The organism is Pseudarthrobacter sp. N5 (assembly GCF_050157035.1).
Lineage (GTDB): Bacteria > Actinomycetota > Actinomycetes > Actinomycetales > Micrococcaceae > Arthrobacter.
In genome coordinates this window covers 229,688-252,903 of record NZ_CP189593.1, presented here as the reverse complement: position 1 = coordinate 252,903, position 23,216 = coordinate 229,688, and the positions used below count along the sequence as shown (strand labels likewise).

The following is a 23,216-nucleotide window of genomic DNA, read 5'->3' as shown; positions in this document are numbered from 1 at the left end:
GATTCAGCATCCGCTAGATTATGCATGCTCCCGGAAGGGGAGGCACCTCATGGACCGGCCCGAAAGTACCACGTGTGTCATCGCCGGCGGCGGCCCCGCCGGCGTGATGCTCGGACTCCTCCTGGCGCGCGCCGGCGTCGAGGTCACCGTGCTCGAAAAGCACGCCGACTTCCTCCGCGATTTCCGCGGCGATACCGTCCACGCCTCCACCATCCGGCTCCTGGACGAACTGGGCCTGGGCGAGGGTTTCCGTGCCCTGCCGCAAAGCAAGCTGAGCAATTTCCGGTTGCCCGTCGGTGGCGATGAAACCGTGGTGCTTGCCGATTTCGGACTCCTCAAACCGCCGTACAACTACGTGGCCATGGTGCCGCAGTGGGACTTGCTGAAATTCCTGGTGGCTGCGGCACGGCAAGAGCCTGCGTTCACCCTGCGGATGAACACTGAAGCTACGGCACTATTGCACGACGACGGCGGGAAAGTCACCGGGGTGGCGTACCGCACGAGGGATCCGGAGACGGGCGAAACAACGGGAAGCGGCGAGTTGAGTGCAGAGCTGACCGTGGCGTGTGACGGCCGGAGTTCCGCCCTCCGGGAGCAGGCCGGGCTTGTGCCGCACGAATTCCCGGTCCCGTTTGATACCTGGTGGTTCCGGCTTCCCCGCCGGGATGAGGAACACGAACAGCTGGCCTCGATTGTGCCGCGCTTTGCCGGTTCTGATGTCCTCCTGAGTCTGGCACGTAAGGACTATTACCAGATCGCCTACATTGCCGAGAAAGGCACGGATCCGCAGCTGCGCAGAGAAGGCGTGGAGAGCTTCCGGGCGCGGGTTACCCGATTACGCCCGGATCTGGCGGACAGGGTTTCCGAGATCAGCTCCATGGACGATCTCCATTTCCTGGACGTGAAGCTCAACCGTCTCAAGGAATGGCACAGACCCGGCCTGCTCCTGCTTGGCGACGCCGCACATGCCATGTCCCCGGCCGGCGGCGTAGGGATCAACCTGGCTGTACAGGATGCTGTGGCGGCCGCGGCCAGGATTGCCATCCCTCTCCTGGCCGGTGCCCTGACGGACGCCGATCTGGCCTCCGTCAGAAGGCGCCGGTGGCTACCCACGGTCCTGCTGCAGACCATGCAATTGCTGCTCCACAAAGTGATCTTCGGCCCGGCCGTCACCGGGCAGCGCGCCGGTGCACCGGGGCCGCTGGTGTTCGCTGCCAGACACATCCCACGGTTCCAGAAGGTGCCTGCGCTGCTGATTGCCTTCGGTCCGCTGCCGGAACACGCACCGGCGTTCGCACGTCGCCAGCCGGGCTGACGTGCGGAATGAACGGCCGCTCTTGGTCTCATTCTCGTCGCTCGGCTTTGCGCTGGTGCTCGCTGACTTCAAACCCTGGGGACGGATCGACAAAGGGGGCTGATCCGAGATCACCTCGGCGGTCCATCATGTAGCCAGCGGTGCGATGTGCAAAAAACTCGTGTGGAACAGCCGTGGGAAGATTGCCGAGTGGCTCATATTGACGTTTCCGGCATCGACTACTTCCTCTCCGACGGCACGCAGCTGCTCAACGGGGTGACCTTCAAGGTCCCCGACGGCACCAAAACGGCGCTGATCGGGCCCAACGGCACCGGCAAAACCACCTTGTTCCGGATCATCTCCGGGGATCTGGTGCCGGATGAAGGTGTGATTGGCCGCTCCGGCAACATGGGCATCATGCGCCAGTTCGTGGGCCAGGTCCGGGACGAATCAACGGTGCGCGACCTCCTGATATCCGCGGCCCCGCCCGTACTGGCAGCAGCTGCCCGCACCGTGGATGAGGCAGAGCTCGCCATGATGGAGTTCGACGACGAGCCCACCCAGATGCGGTACGCCCAGGCGATCGTGGACTGGGGAGACGCCGGCGGATACGACGTCGAGACAGTCTGGGACGAGGTTTGCATGGCCGCCCTGGGCCTGCCCTTTGACCGCGCACAGCACCGCCCGGCGTCGAGCCTTTCAGGCGGCGAGCAGAAGCGGCTGGTCCTCGAGGCGCTTTTCGCGGGCCCGGACGAGTTGCTGCTACTTGACGAGCCGGACAACTACCTTGACGTGCCAGGCAAGCGATGGCTCGAAAGCAAGCTCAACGAGTCAAAAAAAACCGTCTTCTTCATCAGTCACGACCGCGAGCTGCTGAATAACGCCGCGGGCCGCATCGTCACGCTTGAACCGGGCATCAACGGCGCCGGCGCCTGGATCCATGGCGGCGGCTTCGGCACCTACGTGGAGGCCCGCGCGGACCGCAATGCCCGCTTCGAGGAGCTGCGCAAGCGCTGGGACGAGGAGCACATCAAGCTCAAGGAACTCGTCAACATGTACAAGAACAAGGCGGCATTCCGCTCGGACATGGCCAACCGGTACCAGGCAGCCCAGACCCGGCTCGCCAAGTTCCTGGAAGCCGGCCCGCCCGAGGCCCTGCCGATCGAGCAGAACGTGAAGATGAGGCTCAAGGGCGGGCGCACCGCCAAGCGTGCCGTGGTGGCGGAAAAGCTCGGGCTGACCGGCCTGATGAAGCCGTTCTCCACCGAGATCTGGTTCGGCGACAGGGTGGGTGTGCTGGGCTCCAACGGGTCCGGCAAGAGCCACTTCCTGCGGCTGCTGGCCACCGGCGGCACGGATCCGGAGCGCGAGCACCTGCCCGTTTCCGAGGTGGAAATCGCCGAGGTCCCGCACGAAGGGACCGTCAAGCTGGGCGCCCGCATCCGGCCAGGTTTCTTCGCCCAGACCCATGTCCGCCCTGACCTGCTGAACCGCACGCTCCTAGACATCCTGCACCGCGGCGACGAACACCGCTCCGGCATGGGCCGCGAGGCTGCGGCCGGCGCCCTGGACGGCTACGGCCTGGCCAGCCAGTCGGAGCAGAAGTATGAGTCCCTCTCCGGCGGCCAGCAGGCGCGGTTCCAGATCCTGCTCCTGCAGCTCTCCGGCGCCACGCTGCTGCTCCTGGACGAACCAACAGACAACCTGGATCTGCACTCCGCAGAGGCGTTGGAACGGGCCATCGACCACTTCGAGGGCACCGTCCTTGCCGTCACCCACGACCGCTGGTTTGCGCGCACCTTCGACCGCTTCCTGGTATTCGGCTCCGACGGCAAGGTGTACGAATCGCCCGAACCGGTGTGGGACGAAAAGCGGGTTCAGCGCGCGCGGTAGCTGCGACCGGCTCAACCACCGCAACGCGGGGTCACTTCGCGCCCATTTCCTTGGGGTTTATGGGCGCGATGTGACCCCGCGTTGCATTTACTGGGCGGCTACCTAAACGTCTTGCGTTTGATCTCGGAGCCGTCCGCCGCGTAGGTGACCCATTCGCCGACCTTGCGGCCGACGTCGTACCGTCCTTCGTCCATCAGCTCGCCGCTGCTGTGCCAGCGCTGCCAGAAACCGTCCTGCTGCCCGTCGCGGAACGCGCCTTTCTGCAGCAGACCGCCGCCTTCCCGGTACCAGACACAGCTGCCGTCGAGCTGGCCGTGACTGTAGCCGCCGTCCGCCTTCACGCCCCCGTTCCGGTAGTAGAAGATCCAACGGCCGTGGCGTTTGCCGTCGAGATATTCACCGGCGCCGGAAACCTTGCCGTCTTTGAACATTTCTTCAGCCATTGGCCAAGAATACCCCCGCCACCTCGAGCAGGAAAATGATTAAATGATCAAACTAGGTTAGCGTTTGATCATGAGAACCGAGGAAAGACGCCGTCTGATCGGTGAACTGTTGCGCAGCCGGGACGCGGTGACCGTGGAAGAGCTCACCGTTGAATCCGGAGCATCAGGCGCAACCATCCGCCGCGATCTTGACGTCCTCGCTGCCAACGGGGTTCTCCGGCGCATCCACGGCGGGGCGCGGAGCCTGGTACATCACGGCGAAAACCCGGGGTACGGACACCGCCAGCTCGAGGAACAAGCCGCCAAGACAAGGATTGCCGTGGCTGTTGCGGCGTTGGTGCGTGACCGCGAGTACGTCTGGCTGGACAGCGGAACCACCGCCACCGAGATCGCCGTCCAGCTCGCGAACCGCGATCTGACCGTTATGCCCATGTCCGTTCGCGCCGTCAACGTCCTGGCGGCGGATACGGCCGGCGGCGGGCGCCAACCGGCGGTCCTGACGCCCGGCGGCAGCCTGGTGCCTGGCGAGCTGTCCTTCCGCGGCCCACTGGCCGAATCCAACATCCGTTCGCTGCGCTTCGACACGGCCGTGGTCACGCCCTGTGCGCTGAATCTGAAGGACGGACTGCTGGCTCACGATCTTGAGGATGCGGCAGTCAAGAGGGCCGGCCTCGAATCCGCCGCCCGGGTGGTTGTTGCCTGTTCGGCTTCCAAATGGAATGCGGGTGCGGCGGCACTCGTGGCCGCCCTGGAGACGGTGGACATCATCGTCACCGACCGGATTTTCACTCCGGAGGAACGTGCACAACTTGAAAAAGTCTCGGTGAAAGCAGTGATTGTATGAGCAGCACCATAACCAGTCCCAACCTCAAGGCAGCAGCCATTGCCACCTTCGTGATTTTCGGCGCCAACGGCCTGGTTTTTGCGAGCTGGGCGGCCCGGATCCCGGCGGTCACCGAGCTCCTCCACCTGACGTCGGGGCAGATGGGCTCGCTGCTGCTTTGCACCGCGGTGGGCTCCCTCCTCGCGCTTCCCACCGCGGGTCTGGTGGTGGGCCGGATCGGCACCGCAAACACGGTGCGCGCCGGTGGTGTTCTGGCGGCCCTGGCCGGTGTGGGCATTGCACTCTCACTCCTGGCCGAGTCAATTCCCGGGACGGCCGTCGCGTTGTTCTTCTTCGGTATCGCGATCGGACTGTGGGACGTCTCGCAGAATATTGAAGGCGCAGACGTTGAGCACCGCATGAAGCGGACCATCATGCCCAAGTTCCACGCGGCCTTCAGCGGCGGGGCATTTGTGGGCGCTCTGATCGGCGCCGGGCTGTCCACCATCGGGATTGGCCTGCCCGAGCACCTGCTGGTGATTGCCGCCCTGGTGATTGTGCTGGCGCTGGTCACGCCGCGCTACTTCCTGCCCCACACCCCCGCGGCAGTTCCGGACGCTGGCGGATCGAAACCGGCCAGAGGCCCGTCCGCCTGGAGCGACGGCCGCACCCTGCTGATCGGCGTGGTGGTCCTTGGCGCGACCCTGACCGAGGGCGCCGGCAATGACTGGATCGCCAAAGCCTCCGTTGACGGCCTGGGTTCCTCCGAGTCCGCCGGTGCGCTGATGTTCTCACTCTTTGTCCTGGCCATGACGGCCATGCGCTTCTTCGGCGGGACGTTCATTGACAGGTACGGGCGGGTTGCCGTGCTGCGTGCCAGCATGGCGGCTGCTGCGGCCGGCCTGGGGCTGTTCGTACTGGCTGGCAATATCTGGCTGGCTGCCTTGGGGGCTGCGCTGTGGGGCGTCGGCGCCGCACTGGCGTTCCCCATGGGCATGTCCGCCGCGGCCGATGATCCGAAGCACGCCGCCGCGCGGGTGTCCGTGGTTTCCACGGTGGGGTACATTGCATTCTTGGCCGGCCCGCCGTTGTTGGGCTATCTGGGCGACCTCACGGGCATCCGCTTGGCACTGCTTGCTATCCTGCTTCCGATTCTTTTGGCGCTGCTGCTCGCCGGCGCCGCGAAGCCCTTGTCTTCCAGGTAAGCAGCCGACGCGCATCACTATTCTCCTGAATGCATATGTTCTGGTAGGCGAGCCAGAGCAACAGCACCAAGGCTGCCGCGAGACACAATCCGCCTACCGTGTCTGTCAGCCAATGAGCCTGGAGATACGTCCGGCTGACCATCATGGCAATGCTTCCCAGAACGGCCAGCAGCCACGTCCAGACGCGGCCCACGAGTATGGCAACCACCAGGAGAAACGCCGCGGTGGTTGCCACATGGCCCGACGGGTAGGAACCGGTGTCCGTGAGCACCACAGTGTTTTCAGGACGGGGCCGAAGAATGCCGGCCTTGAGGATCTGCGTGGACATCACGACGACGGCGCCCGCCGCTGCGGTGAAGACAGCCGCGTGCGGTCGCCGCCTCAGGAGGAGCGCTGCCGCAATCACCACGTGCAGCACCAGTATTCCCGGGTATCCGGCGACGTTCAGAATGCCATTGACCGCGTCCCAGAATTGACTCCGGGTGGTCACTCAGGAGCACCGTCCCCGTTGCAATGGCGCGGCCTGGGGAGAGCCGCCGGGGACTGAGCACACGGACCATTGCTACATCCTAGTCTCGGCCCCTTTCGGTTGAAGCCCACAGAACACCGCTAAGGCATGCGGAAGTGCTGATACGTGAGCAAAACCGGGGAGACGGAGCGTCAGGGGCGGGCGGTAGGGTGGGTGAATGCGAAGCATACTGAGTAAGGGCCGGGGGTGGGTCCACCGCCGGGACCTCCGGCTGGTCCGCGTCCTTTCCGGCGTTCCGGGCGGTCATCACGACACTTTCTTCCGGCGGCTGTCTGCGGCAGCCAACAAGGGCAAGCTGTGGTTCGCGGTGGCGGCGCTTCTCGCCACGATTCCGGGCAAGCCGCGGCGTGCTGCGGTGCATGGCCTGATTGCCCAGGGCGTGGCGTCCGCTGTGACTAACGTGGCCTTCAAGAGGCTCCTGCCCCGTACCAGGCCGTTGCCCGAGCACCTCCCGGTGTTCCGATTCGTCAACCCGCAGCCCACCAGTTCGTCCATGCCGTCGGGCCATTCTGCGTCAGCGGTGGCTTTTGCCCTGGGCGCCGGGATGGTCCAGCCCGCCATCGGGGCCGGCGTTGCTCCGTTGGCTGCCGGTGTTGCATACTCCAGGGTGCATACAGGAGCACACTGGCCCTCGGACGTCGTCTTCGGCTCGGCAATCGGGGCAGGTGCAGCCCTGCTGGCCCGGAAATGGTGGCCGGTCCGTCCGCCCTTCCCGGCAGTCAGGCGGACTGCCACGAGCGCGGCTGAGCTGCCGGCCGGTGAGGGCCTGAGTATCGCGGTCAATACCCTTGGCGGTTCGTACAGGGCTGAAACCGCAGGCGCACTGAAAGAGGCATTCCCCAAAGCGCATATTCAGACCATTCAGGCCGGTGACCGCGTGGACCAGCAGATTGCCGCTGCCGCCGCGAAGCCGGGCACCCGGGCTCTGGGCGTTTGGGGAGGCGACGGAACCGTAGGCACCGCCGCCGCTGCCGCCGTCGAGCATTCACTGCCGTTGCTGGTCCTGCCGGGCGGCACCCTGAACCACTTCGCCCGCGACGCCGGAACGTCCTCACTGCCCGCTGCGGTGGACGCCGCCGCGGCAGGCGCGGCCGCACTGGCGGACGTGGGCGTTGTGGCCGTGGAGCGGGGACTCGCCGGCAATCCTGAATATGCGGATCTGATCATGCTTAACACAGCCAGCATCGGGCTCTACCCCAATCTAGTGAGGCGCAGGGAACAACTGCAGCCAGCGATGGGGAAGCCGCTCGCGGGAGTGGTGGCCATGTTCCGGACTTTCGCCGCCGGAACCCCCACCACCCTGACGGTGGACGGCGTCCGGCACAAGCTCTGGATCATGTATGTGGGGCGCGGCCGCTACTATCCGCGCGACCATGCCCCGCTGGTGCGGCCGGTACTGGATGACGGAGTGCTGGACCTCCGGATGATCACGGCCGATGAACACTTCGCGCGGCTCCGGCTGCTGTGGTCCGTGCTCACGGGAACCGTGGCAACGTCTAGAATTACCCACCTCACGGAGGCCACCCGGATCCGGGTGGAATCGGACGGGGCCCCCATGGTCCTGGCCGTGGACGGCGAAGTGATTCCCGGCGTCCGTGCAGCTGAATTCACGGTGAAAACCGGTGCGCTGACGTACTATTCGCCGGCGGCGGGCTGACTGTGGTCATCCATTGGGACTACCCTGATTCACCCCTGAATCATCCCTGAGACCGGCGAAATCGCGAGCCTTCATGGGTAGCGTTGATGGAGCACAGCGAATATCCAAGCACCCAACAGCCACGCAAAGGAACGCTTCCATGATCGAAGCAAAAGGCCTCACGAAGGTCTACGGCGACAAGACTGCCGTCGCCGGCGTCAGTTTCACTGTCCAGGCCGGTCAGGTGACCGGTTTCCTGGGCCCGAACGGAGCCGGCAAATCCACCACCATGCGCATGATCATGGGACTTGACACGCCGACGTCGGGATCCGCCACGGTCAACGGCGTCCCGTTCGCCCACCACAAGGCCCCGCTGCGCGAAATCGGCGCGCTGCTGGACGCAAAAGCCGTCCACACGAGCCGCTCGGCCTACAACCACCTGCTGGCCATGGCCGCAACCCACAGCATCCCCACCAAACGGGTCCATGACGTTATTGAAATGACAGGCCTGGCCGAGGTGGCCAAAAAGAAGGTCAAGGGATTCTCCCTGGGCATGGGGCAGCGGCTGGGAATTGCTGCAGCCCTGCTGGGCGATCCGCAGACCATCATCCTGGACGAGCCGGTCAATGGCCTGGACCCGGAGGGCGTGGTGTGGGTCAGGAACCTGGTCAAGTACCTGGCATCCGAAGGCCGCACCGTGTTCCTGTCCAGCCACCTCATGAGCGAAATGGCCTTGACGGCGGACCACCTGATCGTTATCGGCCGGGGCCGGATCATTGCCGACGCGCCCATCCAGGAGATCATCACCGGCAAGGGACAGAGCAGCACCCGGGTCCGCACGGACCAGCCGGAGCAGCTGATGCACGTACTTGCCGGAGCAGGCGTTTCGGTGGAGGTCAAGGAGCACGAACTGCTGGAGGTCAAGGGACTGGATCCGCGCCGGATTGCGCGCGTCGCCCTTGATAACCACGTCATGATTTACGAACTCACCCCGCTGCAGGCCAGCCTTGAAGAGGCTTATATGGAGCTGACCAAGGATGAGGTCGAATACCACTCACTGATCACCACGGGAGCTCCCGTTTCCGCACAGTCCGGAGGCAACTAAGCCATGAGCACTTCTACTTTGGCCCCGAAGCGCGCCCGCAACGGCCGCGCAGACAACCCTGGTGCGGGCCCCACCTTTTTCCGGGTCCTGAACTCCGAATTCATCAAGTTCCGCACCCTGACGTCCACGCTGATCCTGGTTGGATCCACGGCGCTGGTCATGGTGGGATTCGGTGCACTGGCCGCATGGGGGATCGGTCAGCTGATCCACGACAGTCAGGGCAATCCCCGGGCCGGCGCAGCCCTGGCCGCGCAGGGGGGAGACCCGCTCGCGGCGATCCCGACGTCGGGCATCTCATTCGCACAACTCATTATCGGATCGCTTGCGGTCCTCCTGATGAGCTCGGAGTTCACCACCGGCATGGCGCGGTCCACGTTCGCCGCGGTGCCGAAGCGTCTCCCGGCCTTCTTCGCCAAGCTCGTGGTGATTGTGGTCTTCGCCTTCGTTGTGACCACCGCTGCAGCGCTCCTGGCCGCCGCGGTATCCGGTCCGATCCTGGGCCAGTACGATCTCAAGCTCGATCTCAGAACTGAACACTCCCTGCGGCTGCTGTTCGTGTCCGGACTCTACGTTGCCGCCGTGGCTGCGATCGGCCTGTCGCTGGGTGCGATCATCCGGAACTCGGCCGGCGGGATCATGGCACTCGTGGGACTGTTCTTCGTATTGCCCATCGCCTTCCAGCTCATCCCGGGCGACTTCTTTGTTCAAACCCGGAAGTACCTGCCGGACAACCTCTACCAGACTGTCACGGCTGCCACGCACGCGGACGGGTCGCTGGAAATCTGGCAGGCGTCCCTCTGGCTGGGTGCCTGGGTTCTGGTGCCGCTGGTGATCGCGGCAGTCCTGCTCAAGAAGCGCGATGTCTAGTGTAGCGTGTCGTTGATTCCTTTGGGTATGGTTTTTTGTCAGACTTGATCCATGGTTTATCTGGCAAGGGCTTTGGAATTGCGTGACGGGGACCGGGGGTTCTTGGAGGCGTTGACTCGTGGGAATTCTTCCTCCGCGACATTGGCGTTGCGGGCGCGCACGGTTTTGTTGGCTGCCGACGGGATGCCGAATATCCAGATCGAGAAGATCACCGGGTTTTCGGCACCCACGGTTTTGAAGTGGCGCAACCGCTATGCCGAGGGCGGGATCGAGGCCCTGTCCGATGTCCAGCGCCCGGGACGGGAGCGGGAGATCGACGAGCTTGCCCTGATCGCGGACACCCTGACCAACGACGGGAAGCCGCCGGCCGAGCTTGGGATCTCGCACTGGTCCGCCCGCATCATGGCCGAACGCCACGGAGTCTCCTTTTCGTCGGTGGCCCGCATCTGGCGCCGTTGGAAAATCCAGCCTCACCGGATCGAGACGTTCAAGTTCTCCACTGATCCCGCCCTGGAGTTCAAGCTCCGGGACGTGGTGGGCCTGTACATGTCCCCGCCGGAAAACGCGGTGGTCGTGAGCATCGATGAGAAAACCCAAATCCAGGCGCTGTCCCGCACCGGCCCGGATCAGCCGTTGTCCTCGACGCACCCGCTGCAGCAGACCCACGACTACAAACGCAACGGCACCACCACCTTGTTCGCCGCCCTGGAGGTCCTCACCGGCAAACTCAGCGCGAACGCCTTCTACCCAAAGCACACCAACATCGAGTTCGTCGATTTCCTGGGCCGGGTCGCCGACGCCCACCCCGGGGTTGAACCATGTCATCTGCGACAATTACGCGACGCATAAGCATCAGAACGTGAAGGACTGGCTGGCCAAAAACCCGCGCGTGCGCCTGCACTTCACCCCAACCAGCTGTTCCTGGCTGAACATGGTGGAGATCTTCTTCGGGATCATCACCCGCCAGTGCCTCAAACGCGGTGCGTTCAGCTCGGTGAAAGAGCTGGAACAAACCATGGAACGCTACATCGAGAACTACAACCAGGACGCCAAACCATTCACCTGGACCAAATCAGCGGACTATCTCCTGGGCAAGATGAAACGCAAACAAACCATTAACACGGAACACTAGGTTCACGGTGCACCCGGACTCCTAGGCACAACTGATGAATGAAGCCCTACCAGTGAAGGACGCGCCAGCCAGCCAGGCGGGCGCGTCCTTCGCGGAAATTACGGCAAGGCGCCGCGGCCGGATTCGCAGCTATCTGTTTGAACACCCCCGGGTCATGGACGCGTTGGCGGTGGTCTGCTATGTCCTGCTGGTCACACCAACCGCAGTTGATGCCGTCATTGCAGGCCATTGGCTGGCTGCGCTGCTGCTCGCAGCCGTTGCCGGGTCGCTGTTTTTCCGCCGGCGCGTTCCTGTGGCCGTGGTGGCCTTCGTTGCCGTGGCCGAAGTGGCCATTACTCTTCTGCATCCGTGGGGTTCCAATGTCTCGGCGGGGCTTTGGTTTTCGCTGTACGCCGTGGCCGTGGCCTATTCCCGCCGCTTCTCACTCACAACGCTTGCGGTGGTGACAGCTCCGCTGGCCCTTCTGTACCTGTTCACGAGCGCGGAGCCGGCGGAGATCATGGCCGGTGGGCACAGCGGTGCCCCGGAGCACGACCACCTCCTGATTGCCATTGCGGCCGGAGTCAGTATTGCGCTGTCCAATGTGATCGCCACCGGGATCGGCATCTCCGTGCGCCAGCGGCGCGAGCACGAACAGGAGATTGCCGCGTGGGCGGCCCGCACAGCACAGCTTGGCTCAGTCAACGAGCGGAACCGGATCGCCCGGGAAATGCATGACGTTGTGGCGCATTCGCTGACCGTGATGATCACGCTCTCAGACGGCGCCGCCGTCGTGGTTAAGAAAAGTCCGGAGCGGGCCGGCGAGGTGCTCGGTGAACTGTCCCGGACCGGCCGCACCGCCCTGGCGGACATGCGCCGGGTGCTGGGGGTGCTGCGCGATGAATCAGGCCAGCAGGCGCCGCGGGAGCCGCTGGCTTCCGGGGACAGCCTGGCCAAGCTCCTTGAGGGCTTCCGCACCGCCGGGCTGCCGCTCCACTATTCGCACACCGGGGCGGCGCTGCCGGACGATGCGGCGTTCCAGCTGACCGTTTACAGGATCGTTCAGGAGTCACTGACCAACGTGCTGCGCTACGGCCGGTCAATGGGGCGGGTGGATGTGAGCATTGCCCGGAACGATGCGACGGTCACCATCGAAGTGCTCGACGACGGCAAGGGGTTCGTTGAGGGTGGCACGGCGGGTTCCGGTCTGGGTTCTGGTGCGGTTTCCGGCGTGGGCTCCGGGCAGGGCCTGGCTGGGATGAAGGAGCGGGCCCGGATCTACGCGGGTACCGTGGAGGCAGGGCGGACCAAGAACGGCGGCTGGCGTGTGTGTGCCGTTCTGGAGTGGAACGGCAACAGGGGGAAGTCATGACGGGTACCGACGTCATCAGTATCTTGCTGGTGGACGACCAGCCGCTGCTCAGGATGGGCTTCCGCCTGATTCTGGAGGGCGAGGACGATCTCCACATTGTGGGCGAGGCATCCGACGGCGCCGAGGCCGTGCGCAGCGTCCGCGGGCTGAACCCGGACGTGGTGCTGATGGATGTCCGGATGCCGGTCCTCGACGGCATCGAGGCAACCCGCGCCATTACCGCCTCCGGTGCCTCCGCGCGCGTCATCATCCTGACCACTTTTGACCTCGATGAATACGCGTTCGCGGGGCTGCAGGCCGGCGCCTCGGCCTTCCTGCTCAAGGATGTTGCACCGTCCGAACTGATAAGCGCCGTAAGAATCGTGGCCAGCGGCGACGCCGTGGTGGCGCCACGGGTCACCCAGCGGCTGCTTGAGACCTATGTGCGGGGCGCGCAGCGGCCCGCCGTGAGCCCTGCGCCGCGCGATCCGCTGCTGGAGGATCTCACCCCGCGCGAGACCGAGATGCTGGGGGCCATGGCGGAAGGATTGTCCAACGCCGAGATCGCGCACAAATACTTCCTGTCCGAGGCCACTGTGAAAACCCACGTGCGCCGGATCCTGACCAAACTCCACCTCCGTGACCGCGTCCAGGCAGTGGTGTACGCGTACGAAACGGGCCTGGTGGTTCCGTCCAACCCGGATTACTGACGGCCGGTGGTCGGCCAGGCCATGCCTCTGCGGCAGCGCACAGCGGGTTCACAGGAATGAGCTATCCCGGACATAGCCGGTGGGCGTTCCATGGATTCATGACCACTTCACCTCGTTCCCGAAAACAGCCTCGTTCCCCAAAACAACCGCCCCCGGATGAGCCCCACCCCAACCACGACCGCGGCCTGGAATTCGATGTGTCCACGCTGATGAGCCGACGCTCGCTCGCCATGTTCTTCGGGGCCGGAACGGCCGCCGTCGCCTTGGCGGCCTGCACACCCGGTGACTCATCCTCCACAGCCGGCACAACGGCGTCGAACGCTGCCTCTGCCTCTGCCGGCGCAGCTGGAACGACGACGGCGCCCGCCGCCTCCGCGTCGTCGCCGAGCACAGCGACACCCAGCACGGCGACACCCACGCTGACCCGTGCCATCGCTGAGTGCGGCGTGGAGATCCCGAAGGAAACGGCCGGACCGTACCCCGGCGACGGCTCCAACGGCCCCAATGTCCTGGAAGCCTCCGGGGTAGTCCGGCAGGACATCACCTCGAGCTTCGGAACATCCAGCACCAGGGCCGAGGGTGTGCCGCTGACTGTCACGCTGACCCTGCTGGATAACTCCAGCGGCTGCGTGCCCCTGGCCGGCGCCGCCGTCTACGCCTGGCACTGCGACCGCAACGGCAAGTACTCCATGTACGATTCCGGGCTGCGGAACGAGAACTACCTCCGCGGCGTGCAGGAAGCCGATGCCAACGGACAGGTCACCTTCACCACCGTCTACCCCGGTGCCTACAACGGCCGCTGGCCGCACATCCACTTCGAGGTCTTCGAGTCCATGAGCAACGCCACCACGGCCGGGCAAATCCTGGCGGTCTCGCAGATCGCACTCACGGACGCCGCGTGCAAAGCGGTCTACGCCTCTGCCGGGTATGAATCCAGCGCCCGGAACTTCCCCAACACCACGCTCACATCGGACAACGTGTTCGGCGACGACGGCGGTATCTACCAGCTGGCCACCATGGCCGGCTCGGTGTCCGGCGGCTACACGGCCGGGCTCAACGTCACGGTCTGAGAGGGTCTCCTGTACGCAGCGCTAGACTCGAAGCCATGCCTTCACACTCGTCCGCAACAGAGCACATCCAGGACCTCGGCGCCTACGTCAGCGCGTCGCCGTCGAGCTTTCACGCTGTCCACGAGGCCGCACGGCGGCTGGATGAAGCGGGGTTCACCGGGCTGGATGAACTTCAGCCCTGGGAGAGCAGTGCCGGCAGTTTCTACATGGTCCGCGACGGCGCCCTGATCGCCTGGGTGGTCCCCGAAGTGGCGGGTCCCACCACCGGCTTCAACATCATGGGCGCCCACACGGACTCGCCGTCCTTCAAACTCAAGCCCAAACCGACCATTGGCAGCCACGGCTGGCTGCAGGCCGGCGTCGAGGTTTACGGCGGCCCGCTGCTGAACTCCTGGATGGACCGGGAGCTGCAGCTGGCCGGACGCCTGGTCATGATGGACGGCAGCCAGCACCTCACGGCCACCGGCCCCATGCTCCGCTTCCCGCAGCTAGCCATACACCTGGACCGCTCCGTGAACGACGGCCTGGCGCTGGACAAACAGCGGCACATGAACCCCGTGTGGGGCCTGGGCAACCCCGCGGACGCGGATCTGCTGGGCGTGCTGGCTGAGCACGTATCCGGCGGCGCCGCCGCAAACGCCGCGGTAGGCGCCGCGGCAAACGCCGCGGTGGACACTGCCGTGGATCCGGCGCGGATCGGCGGGTACGACGTCGTTATTGCGGACACGCAGGCACCTGCGGTTTTCGGGGCCAAGGGTGAGTTCTTCGCGTCCGGGCGGTTGGATAACCTGTCCGCCACCCATGCCGGACTGGTTGCGCTGATCGCGCACTCGTCCCGCACTGTGGCCGGGCCAGCCGGGACACCGATTGCCGTGCTGGCCGCGTTCGACCACGAGGAAATCGGTTCGGCTTCGCGCTCCGGTGCCTGCGGTCCCATCCTGGAGGACGTGCTGGTCCGGATCTCCGACGGCCTTGGCGCTTCGGCGGGCCAGCGGCGGCAGGCTTTCGCGGCGTCGTTCTGCGTTTCTGCCGACGCCGGGCACGCCGTGCACCCCAACTACTCCGAGCGGCACGACCCCGCCAACCACCCGGTGCTCAACGGCGGACCCCTGCTGAAGATCAACGCGAACCAGCGCTATGCCACGGACGCTACGGGTGCTGCGCTCTGGGCCCGGTTGTGTGCCCAAGCGGAGGTTCCTTACCAGGAGTTCGTCTCCAACAACGTGATGCCCTGCGGCTCAACCATCGGCCCGTTGACGGCCACCCGGCTGGGAATCAGGACCGTGGACGTGGGCGTGCCGCTGCTGTCCATGCACTCCGCCCGTGAACTGTGCGGCGTCGAGGACCCCTATCGTCTGGCGCAGGTGACTGAGCTGTTCTTCCGCACCCGCGCCTAACGACTCAGGCGTACCAGTGCCACCCGGGAGGGCTCCAGTTGTACGGGACGACATGGGCGCGAAACTCGCCGCAGTTGCCGCAGGTGTGGGCCACGGAGGGCGGCCGCAGCCCGCTGCCGTTCGCGCAATACGACGCCGGGAGGTAGTCCTCAAAAAACAGGTAGGCGTCAGTGCCGCAGTTTCTGCATGCCGGCTTCACCGGCGGCTCGGCCGGGATAGAACCGTGTTTGGTGTTCTGCCGTGGTTCCGGGAGGATAACAGTCATTGAACTACCGCTCTCTTCTCATCCATTCGGGCCGGGTCCCGCCGGGGATCGGGATCTTGCCCGGCGGCGCTGCAGCCCTGTTCATGGTCATGGTCAAAAGTTCGGTCCGTGGAACGGACTACGTTCGGCGATCGGTACCGGCAACTCAGGCAGGCAACTTTATGGTGTAGATCACCTTACCGATGGAATGGTGGTTTACACCCAGTTTTGGTTGAAGAGATAGTTCGCACTCAGTTAGGGCCGTGCCGGCGTCCTGATTTCCCTGGCTTGGAACTGATGTCTTCCGTGGCCGGCCCCAGTTCAGGCCTGGTCCGGTTGTCACAGTCACGCCGTTCCGTTGAAAGCCGTTCCGTTGGTCATCTCGCGATCATTTTCGCGTTCAATCGCGTGCGCCGGAACCCCTACCCAGGTCTGGCCGTCGGGGACGTTGCTCAGTACCGCAGCCCCCATGCCAATGGTGGCGTAGTCTCCCACGGATGTGCGTTCCCGCACGCTGGAGTTCATGCCCAGGTACGCCGCCCGCCCGATCCGGACGCCTCCGCCCATGGAGACTCCGGCGGCGAACGTCGCGAAGTCCGCTACGTCGTCGTCGTGCGTGAACGTGACGCCCGGCATGGCCACAACATGCGCCCCAAGGGTGACAGACGCCGTCAGTGTGACGTTCTGCAGCAGGATGCTGCCCCTGCCGATCCTGCAGCCTTCCGGGGTACGCACTGAAGGGTCGATGGCTGTGGCGTAGCGCGCCTCTGACAACCCCAACGCGGAGAGGCGATTGACCACGGATTCACGGGCTTTCCCGGATCCGAGACACACCAGCAACAGTGCGTGGGTGAACTTCGTGGCGTCATCGATGGAACCAAGGACCGTCGCCCCGTCCACGGAGACACCGGACATCTCTTCGTCGTCGTCCAACAACCCCACGACGTCGTACTGGCCGCTGCTGCGGACCATGGCAAGCACTTCACGGGCCAGTCCGGTGGCCGCGAGTAGGAGGATCTCACTCACGTCCCCATCACCGTACCGCTTTCATAACGCTGTCAATGACCCGGGCCTGTTCATGGCTGTCCAGCTGGTGGTACAGCGGCAGGATCAGTGTGTTGTCCGTCAGCCGCTCCGTGAAGCCCAGGTCGGCACGTCCGCTGTCGTGGCCGGAGAAAGCCAGCTGGCGGTGTGCCGCCATGATGCCCCGGCACGCCGATATACCGTCTTCAGCAAGGCTTGCCAGCAGCCCGTCCCTGTCGGTGGGGAAGGAGGGCAGTACTTCCAGCCAATAGGACTGGAAGTTGGAGGTTCCGTACTCCGGGTCTGCCGAGACCCGCAGGCCCTCCACCTGTCCAAGGGCTTCGGTGTACATCGCGGCAATGCTGCGTCGTCTCTCCACGATCGCCGCTAGCCTGCCCAGCTGTACGATTCCCACGGCTGCCTGCAGATCGGTCATCCGGTAGTTGAAACCGATCTCAAGGTACTGCTCGGGAGGAGCAAGTACGGATGCGTGCGGGGTGCTCGCAGAGACCGTCATCCCGTGCTCCCGCAGCGTGCGGGCGCGTGCGCCCCAGTCTGCCCGGGAGGTGGTCAACATGCCGCCCTCGCCCGTGGTCAGGATCTTGCCCGGATGGAAGGACCATGCGGCCACCGCCGCGCCCGCTCCGACGGGCCGGCTCCGGTAGGTGGACCCCACGGCGCAGGCTGCGTCTTCAATCACGGTAATGCCGAGCGGATCGCACAGTCTGCGGATGGGGTCCAGATCTACGGGCATCCCGCCCTGGTCCACCACAATGACGGCTCGCGTATCCAGTGTCAGGGCGGCAGCAATGGTCCCCGCTGTGACATTTCCCGTCACTGGATCCACATCACAAAACACCGGCCGGGCACCTACGTAGGTGGCGGCATTCGCCGTGGCGATGAAGGACAGGGAAGGAACGACGACGTCGTCCCCGGCTCCGACTCCGGCCACCACCAACGCGAGGTGCAGCGCAGTGGTGCAGCTCGATGTTGCGATGGCGTGGCGGACGCTTTGAGCGCTGCTGAACTTCGTCTCGAATTCCTGAACCCGTGGCCCCTGTGCCACCCAGCCGGTGCTGATAACTGCTGCCAGAGCGGCCGCCTCCTCCTCACCCAGCCAGGGCTTCATGACATTGATCCGCGTCCGGGCGGCATGGTGGGCAGTCACAGCACGCCCGCTTTCCGGGAAGTGGAGATTTCCGTGCGGAGCGGCCGCCACCAATGGACCAGCTCACGGAGCCCTTCCGTTAGCGGGACTTCGGCTTCGAAACCGAGATCACGGCGGGCGGCCGAGGTATCGGCGAGGCGACGGACCACGCCGTTGACCAGCCGCTCCGGACCGTGTTCCACCTCCAGGTCCGAGTCCATTGCCTTGAGCAGGGCCCGTGCCATGCCAAGCAGGCTCGTTTCCGTACCGCTGGCTATGTTGTACACACCCCGACGCACATCGCTTGCTGCGGCCAGGATATTGGCGCGGGCCACGTCATGGGTGTTGACGAAGTCCATGGTCTGGCGGCCGTCTCCAAAAATCAGAGGAGGTTCACCGTCCATGATCCGTTCCATCCAGCGGACCAGGACTTCGGTGTACAGGCCGTGGACGTCCATGCGCGGGCCGTAGACATTGAAGTAGCGGAGGGCCACATAGTCGAGTCCGTACATGGCGTGGAAGCTTTTCAGCAGACCCTCATTAAACGATTTGGCCGCGCCGTACAGCGTGTCACTATTGGCGTGATGGTGTGATTCCGGCGTTGGAAACGAATCAGCCATGCCGTACACAGAGGCACCGGATGCGGCGATAACCTTGTCCACTCCATGTTCTGCGGCCGCCTCAAGAACGTTGAAGGTCCCATCCACCAGCACTTCCAGGGCCAGCCTGGGCTCCTCCGCACATTGAGTGATACGAATTGCTGCCTGGTGGAAAACCAGGTCTTTTCCCTTGGTGAGATCGTGCACCAGATCCCGGCGGCGCACGTCGCCTTCCACAAGGTTGACCCGATCGCTGCGGAAAGCCTCCGACAGGTTGGCCAGGCGCCCCCGGACCAGGTTATCCAACACGTCAATCCGGCCCACGCCTGCCCTGAGCAGCTGGTCCACCAGCGTGGATCCGATAGTTCCGGCGCCGCCTGTCACGAGGACGTGGGCGGCCTCTAACTCGCTCATCGGACCCCCTCCAGACGCATTTCGTTTCCTTCCACGGCAGCAGACTGGCCGTCCAGACCCAGGCTGCGGGTCACGGCCTCGAGAACCGAGAGGACGCGCAGGCCCGAGGCCCCATTTGTCCGGGGTGAGCGGTTGTTGCGGATGCATTGGGCAAACTCCTCCACTACCTCGCCCAGGGCCTCCCGTTCGGGAAGGGCCGGGGACCATGTGTCACCCAGACGGTAGGAAATATCGGAGTTTTTTCGTGCGTCTGGCGATTGCGGCTGCCGGTCCAGGGTCACGCCGCGGTCGTAGACGCTCAGCCGCTGCTGGGGATTCAGGTCATCCCAGACCAGGGTCCGCCGGGATCCTCCGATCACCATCTGGCGGATTTTGGTGGGACTGAGCCAGTTCACGTGCACATGGGCGGTTGCGTCATTCCGAAGCCGGAGATTCAGATGTCCTACGCAATCGCGGCCGGTTCCCAGCGGGTCTGCGCCGAAGGCCGAAACCTCCGAAGGCTGGAGACCGCCAGGAAGCACAAAATCCAGGATGGACAGGTCGTGGGGAGCCAGATCCCAGAAGACGTCGACATCCGGCTGCACCAGTCCCAGATTGATGCGCACAGAGTCGATGAACAGGATCTCGCCGAGGGAACCGGCCTGGACCAGTTCCTGCATCTTCAGCACCGCGGGACTATAGCAGTAAGTGTGATCGGCCATCAGCACCAGCCCGTTGGCATCTGCTTCAACCACCATTTCCATCCCGTGCGCGCGGCTGTCAGCCAGCGGACTTTCCACCAGCACGTGCTTGCCGGCTCGAAGGGCCGTCATGACTGCTCCGTGGTGGGTCCGCGCGGGGGTAGCTATGGCCACGGCGTCGATGTCGACAGTGTCAAGCAGCTCCTCGAGGGACTCGACGCCGGGGACGTCGTCCAGGACGGCCGCCAGGTTACCTGCACGGTCAAGATCCAGATCGCAGATTGCTACCAGGTCCCAGTCGGGACTCGACTTGAGGTTGCGGGCCAGGTTGGACCCCCAATACCCGGCTCCGACGACGGCGGCCCTGAGTTTGGCAGCGGGCTTCCGATGCGTTGGGACGTGGAACGGATTCGCGGGTGAACTCATGTCACTTTCCTTCCCTGGATGCGGTTGCCAGTAGGCGCCGGGCACCTGGGAGACACGCGCTGAGGGCCGCAGAAAATCTTGCCATCTTGGGCCTTTCCACATCGAACCACTTGGGCTTGAACCCAGCCATGGTTTGAGTCCAGCCCGCTTGGTGTGGCCCGATGGCCAAGCCCCGTTTCTGTAACCGTGAGCCCTAAATTACTCCCGTGGAGGCCGGAACGGCGGGGAAAATGGCATGCTCTGTGGATGGTGCGGAGCAGTCTGCGGGAACTGCGGGTATACCCGCTGGTGCGAGGCGGAGCGTCAGGTGAAGAGCGAAAATTCGGACTCATCGGAACGATGCTCCGCATGATCCTTGACCATCACCAACGCCGACAATTGGGATCTCGACTGGACGCCGAGCTTTCGGTAAATTCCAGTGAGCCGCACTTCAACCGTTCGCACAGACACATACAAGGATGCCGCGATTTCTTTGTTCCGGCGGCCCCGTGCCACCATTTGGGCAAGCGAACGCTCGTGGTCCGTCAGAAGCATCAGTGCCGGATTCCGGGGTGCCGAGGACGATTCCGCCGGCTCGCCCAGGAGAAGGGAATCGACATGGCGCATCCATGCCGAGGCACCTGATTCGTCAAACAGGACTTTGGCCCGGTGGTAGAAATCCTTGGCATCGGCTGTGGAGCCGAGGGCGCGGAGCCGGTCCGCGTAGCAAAGAATCGTCCGGGCCCGTTCGAACACCGGATCGTGGCTCTGCCATATTTCCAGGGCGTTGCCGAACAGCTCAAGTGAGCGTTCGCCGTCGGCCACCAGGGCACGGCACCGGGCAATTGACAGAGTCAACCAGCGGGAATTCAACCCGTTTGCCCGCTTCTCCAACCGTGACAGGGCGCGGACTGCGTCCCGGTGGCGCCCCAGCCGCACCAATACCTCGACGAGATCTGCCTCTCCCCGCAGCAGGGCCGGGTTTCCAAAGTTCAGGCCGATCTCTGCTGACCGCGTGAGCTGGGCGAGTGCCTCAGCCAGATCTCCCCGCATGAGCGCAAACTGGCCTTGGCAGGCAGCCAGCTGGGCAGCAACTGCCGGGTGGCTTTCACTGCTGGCAAAGCGCCTGGCCTCGGTGAGGCAGATTTGGGTCAGGGCATCGTCGCCCAGCACGAGGCTCCGCCACAGCAGGGACGCATTTCGTGCACCACGGTGATAGTTTCCGGCGCTTTCTGAAGTGTCGATTTCCTGGATCAGACGAACGGCTGCACGAAAGTTGCCTGAACGGATCTCATTGTCGGCGGCAAAATACCGCGCCGTCTCGGTCCAGTTGGTGTCACTCACCTCACCGAGATTGCGGACGAAATTAAAGACTTCCCGGGCGCCCGTGTAGTCCTCGGCGTAGGTGAGTGCACGGCCCTGCAGCAGCAGCGATGCGGCCGAGCTGTCTTCGGGGACGTTGTCGATCCTGGCCACGTGGTTCCGGCGGCCGCTGACAGCCTCCACCAGAAGCTTGGCCCGGCTATTAACAGCCAGGGCCTCGCTGGAGGCAACGGCAACAAACGCCTCGGCGTGGGCCAGGAGATCGCGGGCATCCTCGAGTTCCCAGCGTTCGGCATGATAGATGGCGGCTATGGAGAGCAGGCAGAACGAATACGAGGGGTCGAGGTGACCGAACTCCTTCACAAGCCGCAGCACCATATAGGGACGCACAGTGCTTCCGCGCATGAATTCGATCTGGAAGTTGAGCCCGCACAGCCGCAAGGTCAGGCTCCTGTTGCGGGTGATGCGTTGCGCCCAGTCAAGATATCGCTTGGCGTAGACAAACTCTCCACGCTTGTAGAACATCTCGGCTATTGTCGCCAGGCGTGCGGCCGTTTCACCTTCCCACGGGTTGATTGTCAGTGCACGCTCGATGTACTCGACGGCAAACTGGGTTTCTCCGGCTCTGACCAGGTCAACGGCGCAACGCAACAGTGAAAACGACGTCTCCCTTTGCGCCGTGAGGAAGGTATCGTGCCAGTGGCGGGAAAGCGGATCCGTGGATTCCGTGGCGTCCGCAAGAGCCTGATGGTTTGCGGTCCGGGCGGTGGCGGACATCGCAGCAACAACATGCGAACGAAGAAGCTGGTCCTGTACGCGAATGTCCGGCCCGGAACTGACTGCGATGCCGGCCGTGAGGAGCTCGTCAACACCGGACCAAAGATCGCTGGAGATTTTCTCCAGCGTGGACAGTGAGGTTCGGTATGTCAGAGAAAGCAGGTCAAGAGCGTCCCGGCCAAACCGTGTGAGGCCCGCAATGGAGGTCTCCAGCTCGGAATCGAAGCTGCTCTTCCAATGCAGCGGAACGGGTAAGGCATATTTTCCCCGCAGCTGCAGTTCCATCAGATACCCGTATAGTTCTTTGGCCGCGAGCGGATTTCCGTGTGTAACGGCGGCAACGTAGTGGATCTCCGCCGTTGACGTTCGCTGCACCGGGATTGATTCCAGCATCCGGACGGTCTCGCTGGGGCCGAGATTTGACAGCGTCATGGATGGAAGGTGTGCAAAAGGGCTGTTGTTGGACTCCTCGCGCATGCTGACGATACATGTAAGTCCTGTACCGGCAAGCCTGCGTGCCAGGAAACCGATGACGGTCTGGCTGCTTGGATCCAGCTCATCAACGTCGTCAATGACAATGACTGTGCGGACTGTGGTTCTTCGCTGGAGCCCGCCGAGCAACAGGCTGGCGAAGGCTGAGGCCTCAATGCCAGGTGTCGAGGACTTGAACAGCTCCTCGGAGAACTGGCTCAGGATTGGGTCGTCAAGGCCGTTCAACAGCGCTGTCAGACCCGAATAGGGCCAGTGGGACTCCGCAGCGTTGGCTCGCAGAAAGACTGTCCTGTGGTGGTGCAACTGCGGGATCTCAGCCAACAGTCTTGATTTGCCCGTTCCTTGTTTCCCGATAATGATCAGGGCGGCGTCTTTGGGGCTCCGAATCAGAGCGAGAATCCGGTCCAGTTCTTTGTCTCGATCTATCAGGAGCACGCGGTCCTCCATAGTGTAAAGAAGGAGACCGAAAAGATATGTGATTGTTCAACAATGCGGTCCGTCCGATCAGGACTCGGACGGTTGGGCTGCAGCAGCAAATACCCGGATCAGTTTGGTGCCCCGGCACCTAGGTTGTCACTTCGTCTTAGCGGGACTTCCACTGGAAACGGCGGCCTGCGGTTATGTAATGAAGCAAGAGTAACTTTCGCGTCCGCCAAGGGGAAGAGGGTCCACATCGCT

Annotated in this window: 18 protein-coding genes and 1 pseudogene; 12 read left to right on the top strand and 7 right to left on the bottom strand. The window is 64.0% G+C overall.

Annotated elements, in window-relative coordinates; genetic code table 11:
- Nucleotides 1-49 precede the first annotated feature (49 nt).
- Together ACQCST_RS01270 and ACQCST_RS01265 are read left to right on the top strand one after the other, a co-directional pair.
- Nucleotides 50-1,315 (top strand): FAD-dependent oxidoreductase, encoded by a 1,266-nt coding sequence (locus ACQCST_RS01270; RefSeq protein ID WP_426997571.1) that lies wholly within the window; start codon nt 50-52, stop codon nt 1,313-1,315.
- Nucleotides 1,316-1,504: 189 nt separating this feature from the next.
- Nucleotides 1,505-3,187 carry an ABC-F family ATP-binding cassette domain-containing protein gene (locus tag ACQCST_RS01265; protein ID WP_426997570.1) on the top strand — a complete coding sequence of 561 codons (1,683 nt, stop codon included), beginning with the start codon at nt 1,505-1,507 and terminating at the stop codon, nt 3,185-3,187.
- A 98-nt stretch (nt 3,188-3,285) separates the two neighbouring features.
- Here the strand turns inward: ACQCST_RS01265 and ACQCST_RS01260 are convergent, their stop codons facing one another.
- On the bottom strand, nt 3,286-3,630 hold the full coding sequence (locus tag ACQCST_RS01260) for a toxin-antitoxin system YwqK family antitoxin (protein WP_426997569.1): 345 nt from the start codon (nt 3,628-3,630) through the stop codon (nt 3,286-3,288).
- A gap of 70 nt (nt 3,631-3,700) precedes the next feature.
- On the opposite strand from ACQCST_RS01260, the gene ACQCST_RS01255 reads away from it, so the two are divergent.
- Entirely contained in the window at nt 3,701-4,474 is a 774-nt protein-coding gene (locus ACQCST_RS01255; protein WP_426997568.1) for a DeoR/GlpR family DNA-binding transcription regulator, read from the top strand.
- The gene (locus ACQCST_RS01250; RefSeq protein ID WP_426997567.1) at nt 4,471-5,658 is read left to right on the top strand and encodes an MFS transporter; all 1,188 of its coding nucleotides are present in this window, start codon (nt 4,471-4,473) and stop codon (nt 5,656-5,658) included. The genes ACQCST_RS01255 and ACQCST_RS01250 overlap by 4 nt, the downstream gene beginning before the upstream one ends.
- On the opposite strand, the gene ACQCST_RS01245 is transcribed toward ACQCST_RS01250, so the two are convergent.
- Complete coding sequence (locus ACQCST_RS01245) at nt 5,591-6,148, bottom strand: phosphatase PAP2 family protein (RefSeq protein ID WP_426997566.1); 558 nt, start codon at nt 6,146-6,148, stop codon at nt 5,591-5,593. The two genes, ACQCST_RS01250 and ACQCST_RS01245, sit on opposite strands and share 68 nt — an antisense overlap.
- A gap of 196 nt (nt 6,149-6,344) precedes the next feature.
- On the opposite strand from ACQCST_RS01245, the gene ACQCST_RS01240 reads away from it, so the two are divergent.
- From ACQCST_RS01240 to ACQCST_RS01205, 8 genes and pseudogenes are all read left to right on the top strand, one after another.
- Nucleotides 6,345-7,844, top strand: a complete 1,500-nt coding sequence (locus ACQCST_RS01240) for a bifunctional phosphatase PAP2/diacylglycerol kinase family protein (RefSeq protein WP_426997565.1) — start codon at nt 6,345-6,347, stop codon at nt 7,842-7,844.
- A gap of 139 nt (nt 7,845-7,983) precedes the next feature.
- Nucleotides 7,984-8,928: an ABC transporter ATP-binding protein gene (locus ACQCST_RS01235; RefSeq protein ID WP_426997564.1), complete on the top strand. Its 945-nt coding sequence runs from the start codon at nt 7,984-7,986 to the stop codon at nt 8,926-8,928.
- A 3-nt stretch (nt 8,929-8,931) separates the two neighbouring features.
- A complete protein-coding gene (locus tag ACQCST_RS01230; protein WP_426997563.1) occupies nt 8,932-9,795 on the top strand; it encodes an ABC transporter permease in 864 nt (287 codons plus the stop codon).
- Nucleotides 9,796-9,846: 51 nt separating this feature from the next.
- Nucleotides 9,847-10,927: pseudogene (locus ACQCST_RS01225) on the top strand (IS630 family transposase).
- Between the two features lie 34 nt (nt 10,928-10,961).
- On the top strand, nt 10,962-12,278 hold the full coding sequence (locus ACQCST_RS01220; RefSeq protein WP_426997562.1) for a sensor histidine kinase: 1,317 nt from the start codon (nt 10,962-10,964) through the stop codon (nt 12,276-12,278).
- On the top strand, nt 12,275-12,967 hold the full coding sequence (locus ACQCST_RS01215) for a response regulator (protein ID WP_426997561.1): 693 nt from the start codon (nt 12,275-12,277) through the stop codon (nt 12,965-12,967). Before ACQCST_RS01220 ends, ACQCST_RS01215 begins: the two co-directional genes overlap by 4 nt.
- A 98-nt stretch (nt 12,968-13,065) precedes the next feature.
- The gene (locus ACQCST_RS01210; RefSeq protein WP_426997560.1) at nt 13,066-14,037 is read left to right on the top strand and encodes an intradiol ring-cleavage dioxygenase; all 972 of its coding nucleotides are present in this window, start codon (nt 13,066-13,068) and stop codon (nt 14,035-14,037) included.
- A 35-nt stretch (nt 14,038-14,072) separates the two neighbouring features.
- Complete coding sequence (locus ACQCST_RS01205) at nt 14,073-15,434, top strand: M18 family aminopeptidase (protein ID WP_426997559.1); 1,362 nt, start codon at nt 14,073-14,075, stop codon at nt 15,432-15,434.
- Between the two features lie 589 nt (nt 15,435-16,023).
- Here ACQCST_RS01205 and ACQCST_RS01200 read toward each other — a convergent pair.
- The 5 genes from ACQCST_RS01200 to ACQCST_RS01180 form a co-directional block, all read right to left on the bottom strand.
- Nucleotides 16,024-16,704, bottom strand: coding sequence for an acetyltransferase (locus ACQCST_RS01200; RefSeq protein ID WP_426997558.1), 681 nt, complete (start codon nt 16,702-16,704; stop codon nt 16,024-16,026).
- Between the two features lie 7 nt (nt 16,705-16,711).
- On the bottom strand, nt 16,712-17,830 hold the full coding sequence (locus ACQCST_RS01195) for a DegT/DnrJ/EryC1/StrS family aminotransferase (protein WP_426999044.1): 1,119 nt from the start codon (nt 17,828-17,830) through the stop codon (nt 16,712-16,714).
- Between the two features lie 35 nt (nt 17,831-17,865).
- Nucleotides 17,866-18,861: an NAD-dependent epimerase/dehydratase family protein gene (locus ACQCST_RS01190; protein WP_426997557.1), complete on the bottom strand. Its 996-nt coding sequence runs from the start codon at nt 18,859-18,861 to the stop codon at nt 17,866-17,868.
- Complete coding sequence (locus tag ACQCST_RS01185) at nt 18,858-19,967, bottom strand: Gfo/Idh/MocA family protein (RefSeq protein WP_426997556.1); 1,110 nt, start codon at nt 19,965-19,967, stop codon at nt 18,858-18,860. Before ACQCST_RS01185 ends, ACQCST_RS01190 begins: the two co-directional genes overlap by 4 nt.
- A gap of 303 nt (nt 19,968-20,270) precedes the next feature.
- The gene (locus ACQCST_RS01180) at nt 20,271-22,973 is read right to left on the bottom strand and encodes an AAA family ATPase (protein ID WP_426997555.1); all 2,703 of its coding nucleotides are present in this window, start codon (nt 22,971-22,973) and stop codon (nt 20,271-20,273) included.
- Nucleotides 22,974-23,216 lie beyond the last annotated feature (243 nt).